21 protein-coding genes are annotated in these 20,222 nt (G+C 38.7%); 12 read left to right on the top strand and 9 right to left on the bottom strand.

Going from position 1 to position 20,222, the window contains the following annotated elements:
* The 12 genes from PHR02_RS08965 to PHR02_RS08910 all read left to right on the top strand — a co-directional run.
* On the top strand, positions 1-350 hold a 350-nt coding region (locus PHR02_RS08965), incomplete at its 5' end, for a sugar phosphate nucleotidyltransferase (protein ID WP_299991265.1).
* A 24-nt stretch (positions 351-374) separates the two neighbouring features.
* Complete coding sequence (locus PHR02_RS08960) at positions 375-1,748, top strand: mannose-1-phosphate guanylyltransferase/mannose-6-phosphate isomerase (RefSeq protein WP_299991264.1); 1,374 nt, start codon at positions 375-377, stop codon at positions 1,746-1,748.
* A 35-nt stretch (positions 1,749-1,783) separates the two neighbouring features.
* Positions 1,784-2,989 (top strand): nucleotide sugar dehydrogenase, encoded by a 1,206-nt coding sequence (locus PHR02_RS08955; RefSeq protein ID WP_299991261.1) that lies wholly within the window; start codon positions 1,784-1,786, stop codon positions 2,987-2,989.
* Positions 2,990-3,265: 276 nt separating this feature from the next.
* A complete protein-coding gene (gene wecB, locus PHR02_RS08950; RefSeq protein ID WP_299991259.1) occupies positions 3,266-4,405 on the top strand; it encodes a UDP-N-acetylglucosamine 2-epimerase (non-hydrolyzing) in 1,140 nt (379 codons plus the stop codon).
* Complete coding sequence (locus PHR02_RS08945; protein ID WP_299991256.1) at positions 4,402-4,545, top strand: hypothetical protein; 144 nt, start codon at positions 4,402-4,404, stop codon at positions 4,543-4,545. The genes wecB and PHR02_RS08945 overlap by 4 nt, the downstream gene beginning before the upstream one ends.
* A complete protein-coding gene (locus tag PHR02_RS08940; RefSeq protein WP_299991253.1) occupies positions 4,546-5,847 on the top strand; it encodes a flippase in 1,302 nt (433 codons plus the stop codon).
* Entirely contained in the window at positions 5,844-6,881 is a 1,038-nt protein-coding gene (locus tag PHR02_RS08935) for a hypothetical protein (RefSeq protein WP_299991250.1), read from the top strand. Before PHR02_RS08940 ends, PHR02_RS08935 begins: the two co-directional genes overlap by 4 nt.
* Complete coding sequence (locus tag PHR02_RS08930) at positions 6,878-8,032, top strand: hypothetical protein (protein WP_299991247.1); 1,155 nt, start codon at positions 6,878-6,880, stop codon at positions 8,030-8,032. The genes PHR02_RS08935 and PHR02_RS08930 overlap by 4 nt, the downstream gene beginning before the upstream one ends.
* On the top strand, positions 8,029-8,664 hold the full coding sequence (locus PHR02_RS08925; protein WP_299991245.1) for a hypothetical protein: 636 nt from the start codon (positions 8,029-8,031) through the stop codon (positions 8,662-8,664). Before PHR02_RS08930 ends, PHR02_RS08925 begins: the two co-directional genes overlap by 4 nt.
* Before the next feature lie 21 nt (positions 8,665-8,685).
* Positions 8,686-9,738 (top strand): glycosyltransferase family 4 protein, encoded by a 1,053-nt coding sequence (locus tag PHR02_RS08920; RefSeq protein WP_299991242.1) that lies wholly within the window; start codon positions 8,686-8,688, stop codon positions 9,736-9,738.
* Entirely contained in the window at positions 9,731-10,477 is a 747-nt protein-coding gene (locus PHR02_RS08915; protein WP_299991239.1) for a glycosyltransferase family 2 protein, read from the top strand. The genes PHR02_RS08920 and PHR02_RS08915 overlap by 8 nt, the downstream gene beginning before the upstream one ends.
* Before the next feature lie 7 nt (positions 10,478-10,484).
* Positions 10,485-11,528 carry an acyltransferase gene (locus tag PHR02_RS08910; RefSeq protein WP_299991237.1) on the top strand — a complete coding sequence of 348 codons (1,044 nt, stop codon included), beginning with the start codon at positions 10,485-10,487 and terminating at the stop codon, positions 11,526-11,528.
* 27 nt (positions 11,529-11,555) lie between these two features.
* On the opposite strand, the gene PHR02_RS08905 is transcribed toward PHR02_RS08910, so the two are convergent.
* From PHR02_RS08905 to PHR02_RS08865, 9 genes are all read right to left on the bottom strand, one after another.
* On the bottom strand, positions 11,556-12,542 hold the full coding sequence (locus PHR02_RS08905) for an acyltransferase (protein ID WP_299991234.1): 987 nt from the start codon (positions 12,540-12,542) through the stop codon (positions 11,556-11,558).
* A gap of 44 nt (positions 12,543-12,586) precedes the next feature.
* Positions 12,587-13,609: a hypothetical protein gene (locus tag PHR02_RS08900; RefSeq protein WP_299991232.1), complete on the bottom strand. Its 1,023-nt coding sequence runs from the start codon at positions 13,607-13,609 to the stop codon at positions 12,587-12,589.
* Positions 13,606-14,772 (bottom strand): nucleotidyltransferase family protein, encoded by a 1,167-nt coding sequence (locus tag PHR02_RS08895; protein WP_299991230.1) that lies wholly within the window; start codon positions 14,770-14,772, stop codon positions 13,606-13,608. The genes PHR02_RS08900 and PHR02_RS08895 overlap by 4 nt, the downstream gene beginning before the upstream one ends.
* A 124-nt stretch (positions 14,773-14,896) precedes the next feature.
* Positions 14,897-15,169, bottom strand: coding sequence for a PqqD family protein (locus PHR02_RS08890; protein WP_299991228.1), 273 nt, complete (start codon positions 15,167-15,169; stop codon positions 14,897-14,899).
* An 8-nt stretch (positions 15,170-15,177) separates the two neighbouring features.
* A complete protein-coding gene (locus PHR02_RS08885) occupies positions 15,178-16,038 on the bottom strand; it encodes a hypothetical protein (protein WP_299991226.1) in 861 nt (286 codons plus the stop codon).
* Positions 16,039-16,059: 21 nt separating this feature from the next.
* Positions 16,060-16,344, bottom strand: a complete 285-nt coding sequence (locus PHR02_RS08880) for a hypothetical protein (protein WP_299991224.1) — start codon at positions 16,342-16,344, stop codon at positions 16,060-16,062.
* Positions 16,345-16,621: 277 nt separating this feature from the next.
* Positions 16,622-17,026 (bottom strand): hypothetical protein, encoded by a 405-nt coding sequence (locus tag PHR02_RS08875; protein ID WP_299991222.1) that lies wholly within the window; start codon positions 17,024-17,026, stop codon positions 16,622-16,624.
* Positions 17,027-17,051: 25 nt separating this feature from the next.
* On the bottom strand, positions 17,052-19,337 hold the full coding sequence (locus tag PHR02_RS08870) for a polysaccharide biosynthesis tyrosine autokinase (RefSeq protein WP_299991220.1): 2,286 nt from the start codon (positions 19,335-19,337) through the stop codon (positions 17,052-17,054).
* Positions 19,338-19,353: 16 nt separating this feature from the next.
* On the bottom strand, positions 19,354-20,222 hold an 869-nt coding region (locus PHR02_RS08865), incomplete at its 5' end, for a polysaccharide biosynthesis/export family protein (RefSeq protein ID WP_299991218.1).

Here is a 20,222-nt window from a genome sequence, read left to right as displayed (position 1 = left end):
AAGAGATCGACCCTAACCATACCGACAAATACGGTGTCATCGCCGGAGAAGAGATCGAACCGGGAATCTACCGTGTCAGTACGATGGTCGAAAAACCTTCCCCCGCCGACGCTCCAACCAACCTTGCCATTATCGGACGCTATATCCTAACCCCCGATATATTCGATATTCTCAGAGCCACCAAACCGGGCAAAGGGGGTGAGATTCAAATTACCGATGCCTTAATGGAACAGGCCCTCTCGGGCAATGTCATCGCCTATAAATTCCGTGGCAAACGCTACGACTGCGGAAGCATCGATGGATACGTCGAGGCAACCGTAGAGCTTTACAAACAATACACTGATCACTAATCACTCTCTTCCAGGAGCACTACAATGACCAACATTATCCTCTGCGGAGGAAGCGGGACTCGTCTTTGGCCGATCAGCCGAACCCTCATGCCCAAACAGTTTGTTCAACTTTTTGATGACAAATCGCTCTTTCAGCTCACGGTTGAGCGTAACCGCAAAGCGTGCAGTGCACAATTCATCGTTTCGAATGCCGAACAATACTTTTTAGCCGTTGATCAGTTAGAGGAACTTTGTGTTAGTGACAATACTTTTTTATTAGAGCCGCTAGGACGAAACACCGCTCCCGCTATCACTCTCGCATGTATGGCGCTGAGTCCTGATGAGATTGTCCTCGTCACCCCATCCGATCATTTAATCCGTGATGAGCAGAGTTACCTGTCCTGTATTGCTCAAGCAAAAGAACAGGCATTACTGGACAAGCTCGTTACGTTTGGCATTACCCCCTCTTATCCCGAAACAGGATTTGGCTACATCGAAGCCATAGGAAACGATGTCAAATCGTTTAAAGAAAAACCAGATTTAGCAACCGCTCAAATGTATATCGATGCAGGAAACTACTATTGGAACAGCGGAATGTTCTGTTTTAAAGCCGGAGTATTTTTAGAAGAGCTCAAAAAATATTCCCCTGAAATATACGATTTATGCAAAATTGCTTTCGATGCGCTAAAAAATGAAAACTCAACCCTGAGAATCCAACACTCACACATGGCAGCCATCCCCGAAGACAGTATTGACTATGCCGTTATGGAAAAAAGCGATTGCGTCAAGGTGATCCCGAGTGATATCGCATGGAGTGATCTTGGGAGCTTTGATGCACTCTATGACGAACTCCCAAAAGATACCGATGGAAACACGATCTGCGAAAAACACATCAGTATCAATAGTCGCAACAATCTCATCCTCGCCGATGGACGCCAAATAGCAACCGTCGATGTGGATGATATGATCATCGTCGATACGGGTGATGCCCTTTTGATCTCACGCAAAGGCTCCTCTCAAAAAGTAAAAGAGGTGGTTGCCGAGCTCAAAAAACGTGACTCTCATCTGAGTAATATTCACCTCACCGCCCATCGCCCATGGGGAACCTATACCATCCTCGAAGACACACCGGGGTACAAAATCAAACGGATCGTGGTCAAACCTACTAAACGTTTATCACTCCAAAAGCACTTCCACAGAAACGAGCACTGGATCGTCGTCAGCGGCACGGCTACCGTCACCGTTGGCGAAAACACCTTCCTCGTCCGCTCTAATGAATCGACCTATATCAAAATGGGAGAAATTCACCGTTTAGAGAACACTGGCAAAATCGATCTCGTCCTCATCGAAGCACAGGTCGGTGAATACACCGGAGAAGATGATATTGTCCGTATTGATGATGATTTTAAACGGAGTTAATTCGTAGTTCGTGTAAATTAAAAAGAGGAAAATTTATGAAAATAGCGATAGCCGGAACAGGATACGTAGGACTCTCCAACGGGATTTTACTGTCTCAACATAACCAAGTGGTAGCCCTCGACATCATCCCTGAAAAAGTAGCAATGATCAATGCTAAAAAATCTCCTATCGAAGATCGTGAGATCGAAGAGTATCTCCAACGCGATGATCTAAACTTTCGTGCGACACTCGACAAAAGCGAAGCGTACAACGGTGCTGATTTCGTCATTATTGCTACCCCGACCGATTACGATCCCGATACCAACTATTTCAACACTCGCAGTATCGAGTACGTTATCGCTGATGTACTAAGCATCAATCCCGATGCGGTGATGGTAATCAAATCGACCATCCCGGTAGGGTATATCCAAAAAATAAAAGAGCAGTTCGGAACCGACAACATCATTTTCTCCCCTGAATTCTTGCGCGAGGGGAAAGCGCTCTATGACAACCTCTACCCTAGCCGCATCATCGTCGGTGAGCAGAGTGAGAGAGCACAGGTATTCGCAGGATTGTTAGCCCAAGGAGCGATTAAAAAAGATATCTCTATCCTCTACACCGATGCTAACGAAGCCGAAGCGATCAAACTCTTTGCCAATACCTATCTGGCGATGCGAGTTGCTTATTTCAACGAACTCGACAGCTACGCCGAGAGCCATAGTATGGATAGCCGCCAGATCATCGAGGGGATCGGTCTCGATCCGCGTATCGGAAACCACTACAACAATCCATCTTTCGGATACGGCGGATACTGTCTGCCGAAAGATACCAAACAGCTCCTCGCCAACTATGCCGAGGTTCCGAGTAACATCATCCGCGCTATCGTCGATGCCAACTCTACCCGTAAAGATTTTGTAGCCGATAGCATCATTAAAAAACTCGGGCTCAGCCCCCGTAATACCGATCCGAAACTCGCTGCTACCAAAGTGGTGGGGATTTATCGTCTCGTGATGAAAGCAGGAAGCGATAACTTCCGCTCCTCAGCCATCCAGGGGATTATGAAACGGATCAAAGCAAAAGGGATCGAAGTAGTGATTTATGAGCCAACACTACACGATGAGAGCTTTTTTAACTCTCGTGTGATCAGCGATATTAATGAGTTCAAAGCCATCTCCGATGTCATCATCGCCAACCGCCATGCCGATATCTTGGACGATGTAGCAGATAAAGTGTATAGTAGAGATTTATTTGGAAATGATTAAGTAGGGTTTAGTGGAAAGTAATTAGTGACTAAGGAAAATGCTAAGTTCATTAAAAAGAGAACCTAATACCTACCCACTATTTACCTCCTAAACTGCCTATTTTCTAATCACTTATCACGCTCACAACCACTCTTAACTAATCACAAACTACTATTCCAGCACCAATCACTACAAACTAACTCCGTTACCATTCAGTAACTTTTATGAAAGATATAGTTTTTTATTGTAAAATATCACTATTAAATACATAAATATCCCATTTTGGAAAATTCCTACATGAAAAAAATCCTAATTGTTTTTGGAACCCGCCCTGAAGCCATTAAAATGGCCCCTTTGGTTAAAGTATTTGAAAAACACACCGATACATTTGAAACTCGCGTGTGTGTCACTGCACAGCATCGTGAAATGCTCGATCAAGTTCTCGAAATCTTCGATATCAAACCTCATTACGATCTTAATCTCATGCAGCCAGGGCAAGATCTCTATGATATCACTTCCCGTGTACTGATCGGGATGCGTGATGTCTTGAACGATTTTCTCCCTGATGTTGTCCTAGTTCATGGGGATACAACGACCACATTTGCCACATCTCTCGCAGCGTTTTACCAAAAAATCGCCGTCGGACATGTCGAAGCAGGTCTTCGTACCGGAGACATCTATAGCCCGTGGCCAGAAGAAGCCAACCGCCAGCTCACCTCTCAGATTGCGGCATACCACTTCGCCCCAACCCAAACGAGTAAAAACAATCTCCTCCGTGAAAATGTCTCAGAGTCAACCATCACGATTACGGGTAACACCGTTATCGATGCATTACTCGATGTAGCCCATAACATTAAAACCGATCCAAAGCTCTTCGAACATGTACGAAAAAAACTCGAATCAGCCGGTTATGTCCCACGAAAACGTGAATACATTCTTATCACAGGACACCGACGTGAAAATTTTGGGGATGGTTTTTTACGTATCTGCGAAGCGATCAAAACATTGGCAGAAACGTATAGCCATTTTGATTTTGTCTATCCGGTTCATCTCAATCCCAACGTTCGACAACCTGTCAATGCAATCTTGACAGGACTCAAAAATGTCTATTTGATCGAACCTCTCGAATATCAGCCTTTCGTCTATATGATGAGCCATGCGTATCTTATCCTCACCGACAGTGGAGGAGTACAAGAAGAAGCACCGAGTTTAGGTAAACCGGTACTTGTCATGCGTGATACCACCGAACGTCCAGAAGCACTCGAAGCAGGAACAGTCAGACTTGTTGGAACAGATAGAGACGCCATTATTAACGGCGTCTCTGAACTCATCAACGATACTCAGGCATATCAAACTATGTCACGTGCACACAACCCATACGGTGATGGACATGCATGTGAACGCATTATTTCATTTTTATCAAAAGAAGCTTTGTGAAAATAGTGATAGCAGCACTCGATAAGAGTGGAGGATACGTCAGCATAGTCGAACTCGTTATCAACAACAACTACCGCTCCAATCTTCTAAATAATCCAGTAGGTAGAATATACAACAAAAATCTGTTTGGGAATAATTAAGTGATTTCCAAACTAAAAAATCTCACTAATTCGGAAAGTAAAAAAAGATTTATATCCAACTTGTTTGCACTTGCTTCATTACAGGGTGTAAATTATATACTCCCGCTCTTAACGCTTCCTTATCTCGTTCGAGTTTTAGGTCCTGAGTACTTTGGTCTCTTAGCGTTTGCAACAGCTACAATCATCTATTTTGGATTAATTACAGATTATGGATTTAATCTCACTGCAACCCGTCAAATATCTATTCACAGACATAATAAAGATAAAATTATTGAAATTTTCAGTTCTGTTATGACCATAAAAGTTTTACTAATGACGTTTAGTCTTATTGTTATGAGTATCATTGTTTTTAGTTTTGATAAATTTTCTCAACATTGGGAAATTTATTTTTTAACATTTGGTACAGTTATAGGACAAACCCTTTTTCCTGTATGGTTTTTTCAGGGAATGGAGCGAATGAAATATTCTACCTATCTCAACATCCTCTCAAAATCTATTTTTACTATTGCTATTTTTGCCTTTGTCCACAATCAGAACGATTATTATCTTGTACCAATATTAACATCTATAGGTTTTATCATAGCTGGAATCTGGTCTCTCACTCTAATCAAAAAAGATTTTGATATCTCTTTTAAAATTCAATCGGTAGAATCCATAAAATTTTATTTTATGGATGGATGGCATATTTTTTTAACCACATTTCAATCCAATATTCTTTCTTCATCAGGTGTATTCATCCTAGGTCTTTTTTATAGCAATACAGTCGTTGGTTACTATGCGGCAGTTGATAAATTACTAAGAGCAATCGCAGGAATATTTGCCCCCATAACCCAGGCCTTTTTCCCTTTAATCAGTGCTAAGTTAAGTCATTCTAAAAAAGAAGGGCAAAAACTTTTGCTAAAAGTAGCATCATACGTTATGGTAATGGTGGTAATAGCCATGAGTTTAATGTACCTCTTTGCCGATGACATCATCTACATTGTACTTGGTGAAGAGTTTGTATCATACAGCTATATTTTAAAAGTTCTCTCTATCTATTTCTTTTTTGGAATGATTAACAATTTTACCGGAATTCAATATTTAACAAGCATAGGTAAAAGCAAATATTACCTGAAATCTTTTGCTATTTCGAGTTTGATCGCGGTTACTCTCTATTTTACATTAACACCTCTTTTTGCAATTTACGGTATTCTCATCGGCATGATTACCTCTGAAATAGCCTTGAGCGTTTTAATGTTTTATGCTATCTGGAAAAACTCTTTATGGAGTAATTTAAAATCAGAAGAAGAGGGGGAAAAATGATTTTTCATGCTTTTGGAATTCACAACCGTGCCGTTTGGAATGCATTACAGCTTCATGCACACTTGCTCTCTCAATCAGGCGAGCAGATTGTTTTTCTCGTACATGAAAAGCATCAGCAAATCGTTCAACATTCGTTTCCGGAATATCCGATTTTAACCTATAGAGGCTATGTCGATTTTTTAAAGATGATTATTGCTTCCGATCAAAAATCAATTTTTACCTCAACATTTACTGATACACTAAGATCAATCCCTGCATTACTTTTTAAAAAACTCCGCATCTACTACTGGGTTCAGGGGATAGAGGCCGAAGAGAGCTATATGCGCAACGGCTCACGTATCCGTAAGCAAATTATTTCTATACTAGAAAAGATATCACTCTATTTTTCAACGTACCAGATTCTCGTTTCACCGTATATGAAAACCTACTTAGAAGCCAAACATCATTCACATTTAGATAACTCTATCATCATACCATGCACATCCGATCTACACTATAACGGTTCACCAAAAATCAAAGATAGTTTTACTTATGTGGGCGGCATGGCAGTCTGGCAAAGATTCGATGTGATGCTCGACATGTTTAACCATATCGCACAAGAGCGCCCAAATGCACATTTTTATGTTGCTACCGGCGGAATCGAGCATGCCAAATCTTTGATAGCTACCCATTTGCACTCTGATTATCATAACCGTATTTCCATCCGTTCGATCGATAGCCGCTCGGAGATGGAAGAGTTTTTAAGCACCATAGAATACGGATTTCTCATCCGCGACGATGATCCGGTAAACAATGTCTCATCGCCAATCAAGCTTGCCGAATACCTCAGTTGTGGTGTCAATGTCATTATCAGCGATGTGGTCACAAGTTATGCACCTATGGTCGAATCATACGGAGCCGGAATACGTATTCACGGATCAAACGATATTAAGCAAATGCGTATGATCTCATGCTCACCAAAAAATGCACTCGACATGTATAATGATCATTTCGACGCAGAATCTCTGGTAGAAAAATATAGGAGTATTTTATGATCCAATATTACCTTGCATTTGTTCTCAATACCCAGTTTAATATTGGTATTCTAAAACTCATTTTTATTGCCTTTGTTTTTACTCATTCTTTCATTCTGGAGCGACGTTCCACTATTGGTAAATTTAATTTGATGTTACTAGGACTTTTACTTTACGGTAGTATTGGCACCTTAATATATATGATTGCTCATCCTCATGCACTTGATAACATTACCATCCCTCTTCGAATTCGCTTTACATTTATCGAAATTTTCTTTTCTATAGCACTCTATATCTATCTACAAAATAAACCGATCGAATATATATTACGTTTATTACTTATAGGTGTCATCTTAAATGCGATTGCAGGAACTATCCAATTCATATTAGAACCTTTCGCTCGCATTCAGATGCTTTTTCCTGAACCAAGTGCCGCAGGATATTATTATCTCTTTATCTTTTTTATTATCTATGAAAAATTCCGCCATGGATGGCCGATGATCGGCAGTCGATATTTTATGCTTATCGGTTTGGCTATCGGTTCCAAAGCACAATATGCTCTCCTTTTAGCAGTTGGTTTGCTCCACTATCTCTCACCACGGCGACTCATTATCTTTTTAAGCATCCTTGTAACGTTCACTTATCTATTTCGTGCCGAGATCATGGGGATACCGGCTGTCAAATACAATATTAATGTCGCAGAAGTCTATTGGGAACAAGGTCTATCAGGACTAAATAGCTCAAATCGTATATGGAATACTTACAGTACCCGTCTTGCTGCAATCGAGGGATCTGTACGATGTATCTCCGAAAATCCATTAGGTATCGGATTCGGTTCGTATGATGATTGGTTTAAAACAAATATGAAAAATACTGGATTGATTAATTCTGAAATAAATGATGTTTTATGGGGGAAAAAATACGCTACATCAAAATCAAATCTTTTAGAGTTATTTGTAGCTACCGGGATTTTCGGTATCGCCCTCTATATTTACATCGGGCGCTACTTTTACCGTTACCGCCATGAGCATGGGTATATTTTTAAAAGCTTTGTAATGCTAACCCTTGCATCCCTCTTTATCGAACTTAGCCCAATGTTTATCTATTTAACGATTCTATGGGTACTCCTCGAAAAAGAGCTCCACAATAAGCTAACAGAGAAAACAGCATGAGTCATATCCGGTTTCTCCTCGCTTTCATCATCTCCATCATCCCTTTAAACATGATGCGAATATTCCTTTATCGCTTAATCTTTCGCTACGATATCCAATCCTCTAAAATCGGTTTTGGAACGATCATTGCCATAGATCACCTCTCTATAGATCATGTGACTATTGGAAACTTCAACCTTTTCACTGGGCCGTTTAGTTTTTCAGCCAAATCAGGATGTGCGATTGGAGGGGGAAATATTTTCCGTTGTGGGAAATGGGCTTCTTCGACACAATTCACTAACCGCCAGTTCGGAAGAGCTATCCAGCTCGATGAGAATGTCACTATCACCAACAAACACTATTTTGATACCGTAGGGACAACACATATCGGCATCGGGTCATGGATAGCCGGATACGGTTCACAGTTTTGGACACATGGCGGAAATAAAGCTGATATCGATATCACTATTGCCCCGCACTGTTACATCGCTAGCGCTGTTCGATTTGCTCCAGGTGCTTCCATCGCATCTGAGACGATCATAGGAATAGGGAGTGTTGTCACCAAAAAATTTGTTGCGCCAAAAACGCTCATTGCGGGCAATCCTGCAATAGTAAAAAAAACAAACTACAGTTGGCAAAATGACCTCTGTTAATCAACCATACGGGAGCCATAAATGCAAAAAATAGGTATCTGCGGACATTTTGCTGATGGTAAAAACATCATCAATGGACAAATAGTCAAAACAAAAATCGTTACCGATGAATTACGCTCAGTTTATGGAAATGAACAAATCACTCTCCTTGACACACATGGATGGAAAACGAACCCTTTTAAATTACTCTTAGGCGTAATCTCACTCATACGAAATTCTGAACATGTTATCATTCTCCCAGCTAAGCGGGGAGTAAAAGTATTTGTGCCACTATTTGCCTACCTCAACCGTTTTTTTAATCGCAAACTCCACTATGTCGTTATCGGTGGGTGGTTGCCAGATATGGTGCAATCCCACCCTGCTCTCAGAAAATCGCTCCAAAGATTTAGCGGAATCTATGTCGAAACACATAGCATGATCGCTACACTCAACGTGATCGGATTACACAACGTTTATTTTTTACCTAATTTTAAACCGCTATCGATTATCTCCGATTCAGAGTTATCCTCTCCTCAAACAACACCTTTCCATCTTTGTACTTTTTCACGTGTAATGAGAGAAAAAGGGATCGAAGATGCAATCACAGCTGTCAGATCAATCAACACCCGTATGGGTCAAACTATCTTTACATTGGATATCTACGGTCAGGTAGAACAGGGCTACGAAGAGCAGTTTTCACAGCTTCAAAAATCGTTCCCAGAATACATCCATTATAAGGGACTCGTACCGTTTGATCAGAGCGTAGCCGTATTGAAAAACTATTTTGCCTTACTATTTCCTACTTTTTACGAGGGAGAGGGATTTCCAGGAACTGTTCTAGATGCCTTTTCAGCAGGTTTGCCGGTTATCGCATCTGATTGGAAATATAACCGTGAAATCATTACTGATCATACCACTGGGTTGATTTTTGGGATTGGTAGCGATGCTCTCTCCGAGATGCTCGACACTCTCTCCAATAACCCTGATTTAATCAATCGTATGCGCCCCGCATGTCTCATCGAAGCACATAAATATAACCCGAAAATAGTGATTCGATCTTTTATATCTCAAATGAATGGAAATTCTCATGTCTGATTTAGTTAGTATTATCACCCCGTCGTTTAAATCAGAAAAGTTTATCGCCCAAACCATCGAATCCGTATTGGCTCAGAGTTATCCTCACTGGGAGATGATCATCGTCGATGATGTCTCACCCGATCATTCAAACACGATTATAGAAGAGTACATCCGAAAAGACAGCCGTATCAAACTGATCAAACTGGAAAAAAATAGCGGTCCCGCAGTAGCAAGAAATACAGCCATACAAGTAGCTGCCGGAAGATACATAGCATTTTTGGATGCGGATGATCTATGGATGCCGGAAAAACTTGAAAAGCAACTTACATTTTTAGATCAGAACGATCTTGCTTTTACCTATAGCTCGTATCATCTCATCGATGAAGAAGGGGTTGATTTGGGTACGTTTATCACTAAAGAATCAATTAGTTATAGTGGTATGCTAAAAACATGCAGTGTCGGATGTCTGAGTGCTATTTATGACACCCAAAAGATCGGAAAAATCTATATGCCTAATATCCTAAAACGTCAGGACTACGGATTATGGCTCAAAATACTAAAAGAGATCCATACAGCACGGGGGATACTCGAACCGCTGGCAACCTATAGAATTTTAAAAAATTCCGTATCTTCTAATAAGATTAAAGCAGCACAGTATCAATGGAAAATTTATCGTGAAGTCGAAAAACTAAATCTCATCATCAGCAGTTTCTATTTCGTCCAGTATGCTGTTAATGGTGTTTTGAAATACAAATAGGAAAAATATGACTACCAATACAAATCACCGATTTAACACTCTTGATGGATTGCGAGGAATTGCAGCCATAGCTGTTATGTTGCATCATTTTAATCACTCTTTGTTTCCAAATGCCAGTGTAGCTGTTGACCTCTTTTTTGGACTTAGTGGGTTTGTTATTGCCTACTCATACTATCCAAAATTATATTCCAATTTATCCATGTATACATATCTTAAAAAAAGACTTATTCGACTTTATCCGATGTTTTTACTTGGATTAATAATAGGAGTTGTCGCTTTAATCATAAAATCACTATATTTTCAGACAAATCTCAGTTTTGCACAAATTTTTACTGCCTTTTCAATGAATTTATTCTATTTACCCTATTTAGCTGACTTTTATGTCCAAATTGGTATAGATCGAATCCCATCAGCAATTTTTCCAACAAATGACCCCGCATGGTCTTTATTTTTCGAAATGTTTATCAATGTTGTATTAGCTCTTTTACTGCTCATTTCTAAAAATACCAAATTTATAATTTCTATCGTAATCACTTCTGCGATTGGATTGATAGGTTATAGTTTATACTTTCACATTGCTACACCTGGATGGGGTATGCACAATTTTTTAGGTGGAATACCTAGGGTCTTTTATAGCTTTTTTACAGGTGTGTTAATATTTTTACTATTTAATTTTTTGAAATCAAAAGTTCAAGCTATTAATCCAATTTATATATTATTTGCACTTTTTGTATTATTATCGATTCCATATTCTGGCAAGATATGGTTAATATCTACTATTTTTATAGTTCCAATTTTTATTGTTTTAGGCTCTATTTCAAACTCAACGAATGCTCGCATCAACAGTGCCAATGAATATTTAGGATGGATTTCTTATCCCTTGTATTGTATTCATTTTCCTATATTATCAATCTATAGTACATTTTACAGTGATGAGAATAGTTACATAACAACTCTTGTTTGTAGTGTGATTTCGATAGTTTTAGCTCATTTACTCGCCAAATATATTGAAGAGCCGATGCGATTTAGACTTTCAAAAAAATTTCTATAGTAGCAAGTACGTAAAATTATCAAAAAATCATTTTGGATATTTACTTTTAAGAATTTTTTTTCCCATTTCAATAAACGGTTTTTCCAAATATTTTTCGGATAACAATGCTAATACCAAGATGATCGAAAATATACTGACAAAAGAGTAGAATGGATTTGTCGGGTTGATGTGAAAATACATAAAAAGCTGAATAATCGGATAATGAATTATATAAAGACTATATGAAAAGTCAAAATGTACTTTTATCGTAAATAATCTAAAGACAATGAAAAATAAAATAAATCCAATCGCCCATGGATATAAAACAAAATCAAAAAATGATGAAGCTGGTACAAACAGTAAAATCAATATGCTCAATACAGTTAATATCACACTATAACGGTTCACAAACTCATAAAAAACATACAATGTCATTCCAACAACAAATAATCTTAGCTGAGCGGGAAATTGAACCAATAATTTATCAAAATGCAAATATTCAGCTGTGAACATATATGAAATTGATAGTAAATATAAAGTAATAAAAAAACTCGATTTTTCCTTTTTATACCATTGGTACATTAAAGGCAATAATACATAAAATGCCACTTCATTTTTTAAAGTCCATAATGCACCGTTAATTGCATTTCTTTCAAGTCCGATAAGGGTATCGGCAACCGAAGGTGAAAGAAAATTTAAAAACAAAATATTTGAGATAAAATATTTGAGAATTTGCCACAATTGTCCGTCAGAGTATATGATAAAAAATAATGTTTGCAATAAAATAACAATTGCATAAAGTGGAAAAATCCTGAAAAATCTTTTTATGTAAAAATTATTGACTTGGTGATCTTTATCAAAACTCCAAAAAATCAAAAATCCGCTTACGATAAAAAACATGCTGACAGCGTGATCACCAAAATGAAAAATTTCATAAGAAATTTGTTGATTGGTTAAACTATTCCAATGCATCACAAAAACTAAAAAAGCAAGAAAAAGCCTTAAAATATCAAAATTGTTTTCAATTTTTATCATTTAAACTAATCCTTACACATACAGCTAATAGAATCGATCATTCTTTATTTATTAAACTGAAAGTTAGGGCCTTTTAATCCTACAGACTTGGTTTTTATTTCCTGTTTTGGTAACGCGACCTGTTTGATCACTGTAACTTTAGAAGGTGCCTGTATCGCTTTCACTGTAATCGGTTTTTGGATGACCGTAACAGGTAGTTCTCTTGTTTTAGCTATATCAGTTTTTACCGTTTGTGATACCACATTCGATTCATTTTTGCCCGATATAAACTCTTTTGTTACCATCCACCATGGATCTTCCTCATTCCATACTTTTGACACATGAGGATTGACTGTAACATCACGTCCACCCCAGATGATAATCCCATCGGCAAGTTGATCTAGTGTTTTGAGTTGCTCTCTCCAGTATTCTGCTGGGATATATTTACCCTTTAGTTCCACATGTGCATCGTGATACTCCGGCCATATAAATGGCATTACCGGCTTACCGTACATACGAGACTCTTTGATGGCATCTTTGGCATACTGTTTCCATGATTCTGCGTCTTCAGAATGGGTATAAAGATCGGGACAGATGACATCCACATAGACCGCAAGTCGTTTTAAACGCTCGTTCGCATGTTTCCATTTTCGTAACTTTTCTCCTGTCGCAGGAAAACGGGTAACATAATCTCGTGTCGGTAATTCACCGTAATATCCGAATTTGAGATCAGGGCGTGCTGTTTTCAGTGTTTTAATCACCAAAATTAAATTATTGATATGGATATTGGCTACCTCATCACTCACATTCGGACGAACATTCCAACATTCAATGTCCAATATATAGGGTAAATCGCTTGCCGGAAGTTTTTTTGCGTATTGGGTTAAAAATGCAGTATCGATAACATAATTGCCCTTCTTTAATAACATATCTTGATACAAGATGTTCATCGGAATAAAGATCGATTTGTTTTCAGGGTTTTTATATAGATATCCCGTTACATCATAGACCGGTTTCGCTGCCCAAAGTGCATTAATCGACGTTAATCCTAATACCATGAGAAGTACAAATAGCGATTTTGATTTCATTTTTTACCTTTAATACGTTGTAAAATTTTTGTACACTGCACAAATATGACTCTTTTGAGTAATATCAGATAGTAAACCCAATGAAGCCCTGAAGGCAGATTGACCCTATAAATATCTTCATGCCCAGGTTTGTATAAACGAGAAAGCATTTTACTTATTATTGGCTGTGATCCATCTAAACCTAAGTACAAATAGTTTTCCATATATTGATCTACTGTATGTATCCTGTCCATAAATATCCTGTGCGTTAAATCTTCAACAGCAGCGTGTATAGATGGATACTTCGTGGCTTTGTCTAGTATATTTTGAGGAAACGGCGTCTGAAATATTTTAGATACAAGTGCGATGCCAAGATAAAGCAATGTTAATGTTTTAGTTACAATAGCTTGTTGCTCTATTTTATCCCACTCATAAATCTCAGTTCTTACAAGGCGATCAATATCACTAAGCCATTCAACCCGTTCCCAAAGATGTTTGGAACCGTGCAGAATCAAATAAAAGAGGGTTTGATTCTGGTCTAATGTTCGTATTAAATAGCCCTGAAGCATTATAGAAGATTTTGGTGTATTAAAATGGTTGCTATTCACTTGTTTAAATAAGCGCCCCATAAACAGTTTCCAATGGATTTCCAGTTTTACTTTATTGCGTATATGGTAAAGGGTAACATTCTTTTCATACTTTAATAACGCGCGATTGTGCAAAAAATCGGCTAAATGTTCATAACTATATCCTAATGTCATGAGTAACTGAACGGTTGGGTAAAGGTTCTTTTCTTCTACCAATAAATCAATGTCCACATATTGTCTCGTCACAACATCTTTATAGATCATCTGAGACAACACAGGCCCTTTAATTGCCAATGACTCTATCCCATTTTCTTCGAGTATTTTCATAACCCGTAGCAGCTCTGAAGTCATCGTCATATTATGACGAGCGATATCAATATTGGTAGTTTTCATAACTGATATTATTTGATCTGGGACAGTGGTAATAGTTTTTAGGGATTTAACGATGAGTGGGTAGACGCCATGAACGTATGCAGAATTTAAAAAGCTATTCCAATCAATGATTTGTGAAGATAAATCTTCCAGTTTGAAAGTATCAGACTCACTACGACAACATTCAATTATAAGGTCATAAGAAGGTGAAGATTTATTTGTCATTACAAGCTTTTTATTGTTAAATAATAATAGATATTTTAACATAATAAATACTATGAGGAGATTACAAAATGCCTAATTTTAGTAATTATTGATTAATTTTTGTGTTATTTAAAGGACATTAGGGTTATTTTACAAAAACCACTAACCCTTGCTCTGCTAATGATGCTACAAATAACTCTAAATCGCTCTCTAGCTGCTCAGGTGCTACCTCAAACGTTTCGAGTAGTTCATCATAAACATCAGATAAATCATGATAAGCACTGATACTATCCCACATCATAGCTCCGGTATCGTTGAGGGAAAAAAACAGCTCTGTCGCACTGTCAAAGAGCAATATTTCATCATCGACACTCTGAACCATGACGGTATGAGGAATGGTGTAAGGTTTTGAAATCATTGTAATCCTTAGAGAGAGTTAGTGTGATTTTTGATGATTTGATACACCTCTTCGAGTCGCTCCAAATCATGCGGTACGGTAATGTTAAAGACGGCAACTTTGTTCGCTAAAGCTGCGAGATAGCTGACGTACTGCGGGGTAAAAAAGCTGAAATTCATCTCTCCCCCCTCGTGTAGACGGCTAAACTTTTCGATCCCTTTGAGAGGTCGGATGATACACGGCACGTCCGGTTCTGATTTTTCGAGGATGTAGATCGCGTGGATCGGATTGATCTGTGTCGCGGCGTTGTCACACAAATGTCCCAGTACCTCTACGGTGCGAAACGGTCGATGATACGGATGGGATGGGACAGCAAAATACTCCCCATCTCGCTCGAATGTCGCCATCTTATCATCGGTGACGAGCGGATGCCCCCGTCGGAGAAAATAATCGGTGAGGGTCGATTTGCCTCCATGCGAAGGAGCCATAAAAAGGATCGGTTTCCCCTCTACCTCTACCGCTCCGGCGTGGAGAAAACGGTACGTTTGCGAGATCGAAAAATAGATCGGCAATACGACATGATAAAGCCAAAACTGAAATATATCCTCGGTTGCCAGCTCGTGATAACGGTAACGGATTTGTGTACCTTTGGTTTCCCATCCGAAACTAATAACGTTTTCAACATGAAAAACCCACGGTTGATCTGCATGCGGTGTTGTAAACTCTCTATCCGTGAGGAGTGATATTTGTCGATCTTGGTTGTTTTGGTAAATGAGCGAGATTGGGAAAGAGGAAGACGCTACTGATTCATCTCGGATTATCTGAAGAACCCGCGCATCTGATTCCAAAGAAACAACGTCGGAATAATCGAGATGAAAGTTATAAATCATCGCAATTTTTAGAGATAATGATCATCTAAAAAATGATAGAATCGAATTCCAAACGGCTTGTGAAAAGGTAATTGGTTGAGCACTTGTCGTACTTAGTGGATTTAGCGTTACATCCCCACTAACCGTATCACGACTAAAATTGTACGTGATGTTTTGCTGGCTTGTAACCTGACCCATTTGTATTACCGAGGCATTAGCGCTCATAGGTGCTGTCAATGTACCCAATGCGATTATTGCCGGTGCAGTATAGGCTACTTTTTTTAAAAAGTTACGACGTGATGCGATTTCTGCTGTTTGTGTTTCCATATTTGTCCCTACTAAGGTAGTGTTACCAATAAATCATAAAAACGTCAAACCAAAACTCATCCGTTTTGATTTGCTTATTCGAGAACAGATAGATCTGATCCAAATAGAACCCTTTAAAAATTTTGGGCAACTCAGCATCATTTTAAATGATGACACAATAATATCAATAATTATCTCGTATTTTTCCAAAAAATATACTGAATTTTTTACTGTTATTTTAGATTTACTGTGGAATAAAAAATGTAGCTACTGTACGTTTTCTCTTTTATTTGGAAAATTAGATTTCCTCAATATTCAGTGCTTCGCCTGTCCCTGACGCAGCCGCACTCGGTGGTCCAAAACCAGATGGTGTCCCACCAGCAGTTCCGGGAGTTCCACCACCATCACCTCCAACACCTCCAACACCACCAGTACCTGTTGTACCTGTTGTACCTGTTGTACCTGTTGTACCTGTTGTACCTGTTGTACCTGTTGTACCTGTTGTACCTGTTGTACCTGTTGTACCTGTTGTACCTGTTGTACCTGTTGTACCACCGCCAGTAACAATACCTGAATCTGCCCCGTAACTACTGATAGGTCTGGCTAATTGTCCCAATACAAAAACTATCGGCGCTGTATAAACTGCTTTTTTCAAAAATGAACGTCTTTTTACTAAAGAGTTTTGACTCTGATCGTACAACATAACTTCCCCTTCTACCTTCTGCTGATTATCGCTTGCTCTGCCATGGTCTGATTTTTTTCAACTCTAACCCGTTCAGTATGACCCCAGCATTATCAAAATGGTGTTCTTCCACAAAACGGTTAATATTTTTGATAAATGAACGTTTTGAATACTCTGCTTTAAAGACAAAAAGATTCAACTCTGACAAACGCATCAGGAGTAAAGTATCGGCTACAACACCCACTTGCGGTGAAACTATAAATACGTAATCGTATTTTTCTTTTAATTCACCGAGGAGAGTTTTAAACTGCTGCGACATAATCAGCTCGTATGAACCGGCTACATTGTTTCCAGAAGTAATTATCTGTAATCCATCAATCGATGTTTTGCGGATCACTTGCTCCAAAGTATTTTTTCCTGAGATATAGCTATCAATGCCATTAGTATGCTCAATTTCTAATTTTTGATGCACAGATGGAGAACGCATATCCATATCTAAAATGATCACTTTTTTCCCACTTAACGCGGCTACCTGTGCAAATTCTACGGCAGTTGTAGTACGTCCCTCACCATGTATAGAAGCGGTGAAGTTGATGATTTTTGGTTTTTCTGTCCCTGTCGGGTGATATTCCAATTTTGTCAACAACACACGTAAGGCATCTTGATACAGTGATTTTTTATCCCCGAAAAGTGGCAAGACACTGACCAACGGGATAACAGAACCTTTTTCAACATCAGAAATAGACTGAATGGTGTCATCGAGATAATTACGAAACAGCGCTTGTCCAATCCCCGCCAAGAATCCAAGAATAATCCCAACAAGCAGCACAAGGAGTTTTTTCGGTTTTACCGGATCAACCCCCACTGCTGCGTCATCAACAATACGTGTTCCTGAAACATTCGACGATTCGATAATCGCTGTTTCAGCACGTTTTTGGAGGAGATATTCATACACTTTTTGGTTAACCACAAAAGAATTATTAAGCTGAGAAAGCTGTTTTTCTTCAAACGGTATTGCTGCGAGATCTGCACGATTTTGTGCAATAATTTGGTTCAGGGATGTTTTACGCTGCTGAACACCCTGTAAATTACTCGCAATGGTTTGTTCAAGATTTGTTTTCAATCCAATGATTTGCTGATTGATTTTAATTACGGAAGGGTGTTTATCCGTATAATCGACCACTAATGCCGCTTTTTGATTATGTGCCTCTTGCAAACTTTGGATCAGTGTTTGAAGAGGTGAATTCATTACCATGTTAATCGCACCAACATCGATACCTGTGAGATCTTTATTATTTTTCATGTACGTCTGTAGATTTTGCAAGATACTCTCTTGCATATTTACCTCATACATCTGGGCTTCATAATCGCTTAATTTTTGTGTTGCTATTGCACCTTTGTCCTTTGGATCAATAACAATATGGGATGATTTGAAAAGCTCAAGATTTTTAGCCGAATTTTCAAGTGCCGCATTTACCTGAGCCAGTTGTTTATCAATAAACTCCAACGATTTAGACGCACCCGTATTTTTTGTTTCAACACTTTGCATTAAATACGCTTCTGCAAGCGCGTGTAAAATGTCCTGTGCACGTTCCGGCAGATTATCTTGATAGTTCAGTGTAATTATCGATGATTTTTCAGCTGTTAATCCCGTTGTAAGAGATTGTTGCACCATAAAAGCGATATTCTCGTTTGAGGTCAATGTAAAGTAATAATCATACGTACCAAATTCACCCTGTTTAGAAATTATCATTTTAAACCAAGGATGCGCAATCATCGCTCCATAGGTGAAATCTTTTGAAAAATGGATAACCGGCTGTCCATTTGGACTAACTCCTATCGCTGATGCGATTTTCATTTTTGATGAGGGCTCAATACTCAAATTAAAACGATTTTTGTCTAATGGACGGACGTGGAACCGATACCCCTCAAGCATCATAGGGTTGAATTCAGCATCTACTTTAAAAGGCGATGTGTTTTTATACATCTCACGTGTTTTAAAACTGCTGACACTGTAGTATCGACACCACAGATTCAATGGTTCAATCGCTTTACGTATAACACTCGCAGATTGGATGAGTGCCATTTCATTATCCGCATTTGCACCTTGATTATCCAATGCCTGATTCATAAACTGATCATCAGCATTATTGTAGGTAACTGGTGTTTTATCCTGCACTTGAAGGGTAAGCGCCGCTTCATAAACACTGGTACTAAAGTATATATAGATCAATGTTAAAAATGTCACACTTGCGGCAACACTGTAAATCGATTTTTTATAACGCTTTAACGTATTAATCATTTCGACAAGATCAATTTCTTCATCTATCATTTTGATTAAATCGGACTTATTGGAATGGGTATACATTAATGGCATCTCCATTTTTAATAGATGTATAGTTAACAAATGGTAATAGCATCGCATTTAACATTTGGAAGAAAGGCATTTGTTCTCGGAATGCTACGTTATACGCTTTCATCCCACGTGGTTGTACATAAATAATATCATTCGGTTTCAGAATGGTAGATGTCAATTTTAATGACGATAAATCGGCTAGATTAATTTCTCGAACGATTGGGTTTCTCAAATCCCCACGCACAATCATCAGATTAGTCCGATCGCCATCATCTGTCAAATCTCCTGCATACGCGAGAGCTTCAAACAACGACATCGTTCCATTTGCCACTTGTAATACTCCTGGCTTCTTTACCTCACCGAGTACAAAGAGTTTTTGGTTCAAAATTTTGACACTCACAAAAGGATTTTTAAGATATTTACGGTATTCAAGCGTTAGTTTATCGGCTGCTTGATTTTCGGTAAGCCCTTTCACAGATACCGTTCCGATGAGAGGTAAATGAACGCTGCATATACTATTCATAAGATACCCATCTGATCCATCACGTGTCAAAGCAGCCTGCATTCGTCCACCCGTATTAAGGATTTGATTTAACTGTTGATCCCCATCATTAGCAGATTGACTGACAACGATAATCTCGACGCGATCACCTTTAGCAATTTTCCAATCGAACTCCATATCTTCTGCGTATGCTTCATCTGACACATTCGAGTCAATATGGTTTGTCTTATTTGCATCATTCATATATTTAAAGCTGCTTGTTGAACAACCACCTATAAATAAAGCCAGCATTGTTACAACTAAAACTGTTACGCTTTTCACAGTGCCCCTTTTACTCTCTTTAAAGTTCTTCACAGTGC

Source organism: Sulfuricurvum sp., from assembly GCF_028688295.1.
In the GTDB taxonomy this organism is placed as follows: domain Bacteria; phylum Campylobacterota; class Campylobacteria; order Campylobacterales; family Sulfurimonadaceae; genus Sulfuricurvum.
Note: the sequence above shows the minus strand (reverse complement) of the source record. Positions and strands in the feature narration are given on the sequence as shown.

What these genes read in the sequence shown, in the direction of transcription:
- PHR02_RS08920 (WP_299991242.1), top strand. Translation starts at nt 8,686, where the DNA reads ATGCAAAAAATAGGTATCTGCGGACATTTTGCTGATGGTAAAAACATC.
- PHR02_RS08905 (WP_299991234.1), bottom strand. Translation starts at nt 12,542, where the DNA reads ATGATAAAAATTGAAAACAATTTTGATATTTTAAGGCTTTTTCTTGCT.
- PHR02_RS08915 (WP_299991239.1), top strand. Translation starts at nt 9,731, where the DNA reads ATGTCTGATTTAGTTAGTATTATCACCCCGTCGTTTAAATCAGAAAAG.
- PHR02_RS08885 (WP_299991226.1), bottom strand. Translation starts at nt 16,038, where the DNA reads ATGATTTATAACTTTCATCTCGATTATTCCGACGTTGTTTCTTTGGAA.
- PHR02_RS08910 (WP_299991237.1), top strand. Translation starts at nt 10,485, where the DNA reads ATGACTACCAATACAAATCACCGATTTAACACTCTTGATGGATTGCGA.
- PHR02_RS08870 (WP_299991220.1), bottom strand. Translation starts at nt 19,337, where the DNA reads ATGATAGATGAAGAAATTGATCTTGTCGAAATGATTAATACGTTAAAG.
- PHR02_RS08880 (WP_299991224.1), bottom strand. Translation starts at nt 16,344, where the DNA reads ATGGAAACACAAACAGCAGAAATCGCATCACGTCGTAACTTTTTAAAA.
- PHR02_RS08895 (WP_299991230.1), bottom strand. Translation starts at nt 14,772, where the DNA reads ATGACAAATAAATCTTCACCTTCTTATGACCTTATAATTGAATGTTGT.
- PHR02_RS08955 (WP_299991261.1), top strand. Translation starts at nt 1,784, where the DNA reads ATGAAAATAGCGATAGCCGGAACAGGATACGTAGGACTCTCCAACGGG.
- PHR02_RS08930 (WP_299991247.1), top strand. Translation starts at nt 6,878, where the DNA reads ATGATCCAATATTACCTTGCATTTGTTCTCAATACCCAGTTTAATATT.
- PHR02_RS08960 (WP_299991264.1), top strand. Translation starts at nt 375, where the DNA reads ATGACCAACATTATCCTCTGCGGAGGAAGCGGGACTCGTCTTTGGCCG.
- PHR02_RS08925 (WP_299991245.1), top strand. Translation starts at nt 8,029, where the DNA reads ATGAGTCATATCCGGTTTCTCCTCGCTTTCATCATCTCCATCATCCCT.
- PHR02_RS08900 (WP_299991232.1), bottom strand. Translation starts at nt 13,609, where the DNA reads ATGAAATCAAAATCGCTATTTGTACTTCTCATGGTATTAGGATTAACG.
- PHR02_RS08890 (WP_299991228.1), bottom strand. Translation starts at nt 15,169, where the DNA reads ATGATTTCAAAACCTTACACCATTCCTCATACCGTCATGGTTCAGAGT.
- wecB (WP_299991259.1), top strand. Translation starts at nt 3,266, where the DNA reads ATGAAAAAAATCCTAATTGTTTTTGGAACCCGCCCTGAAGCCATTAAA.
- PHR02_RS08875 (WP_299991222.1), bottom strand. Translation starts at nt 17,026, where the DNA reads ATGTTGTACGATCAGAGTCAAAACTCTTTAGTAAAAAGACGTTCATTT.
- PHR02_RS08935 (WP_299991250.1), top strand. Translation starts at nt 5,844, where the DNA reads ATGATTTTTCATGCTTTTGGAATTCACAACCGTGCCGTTTGGAATGCA.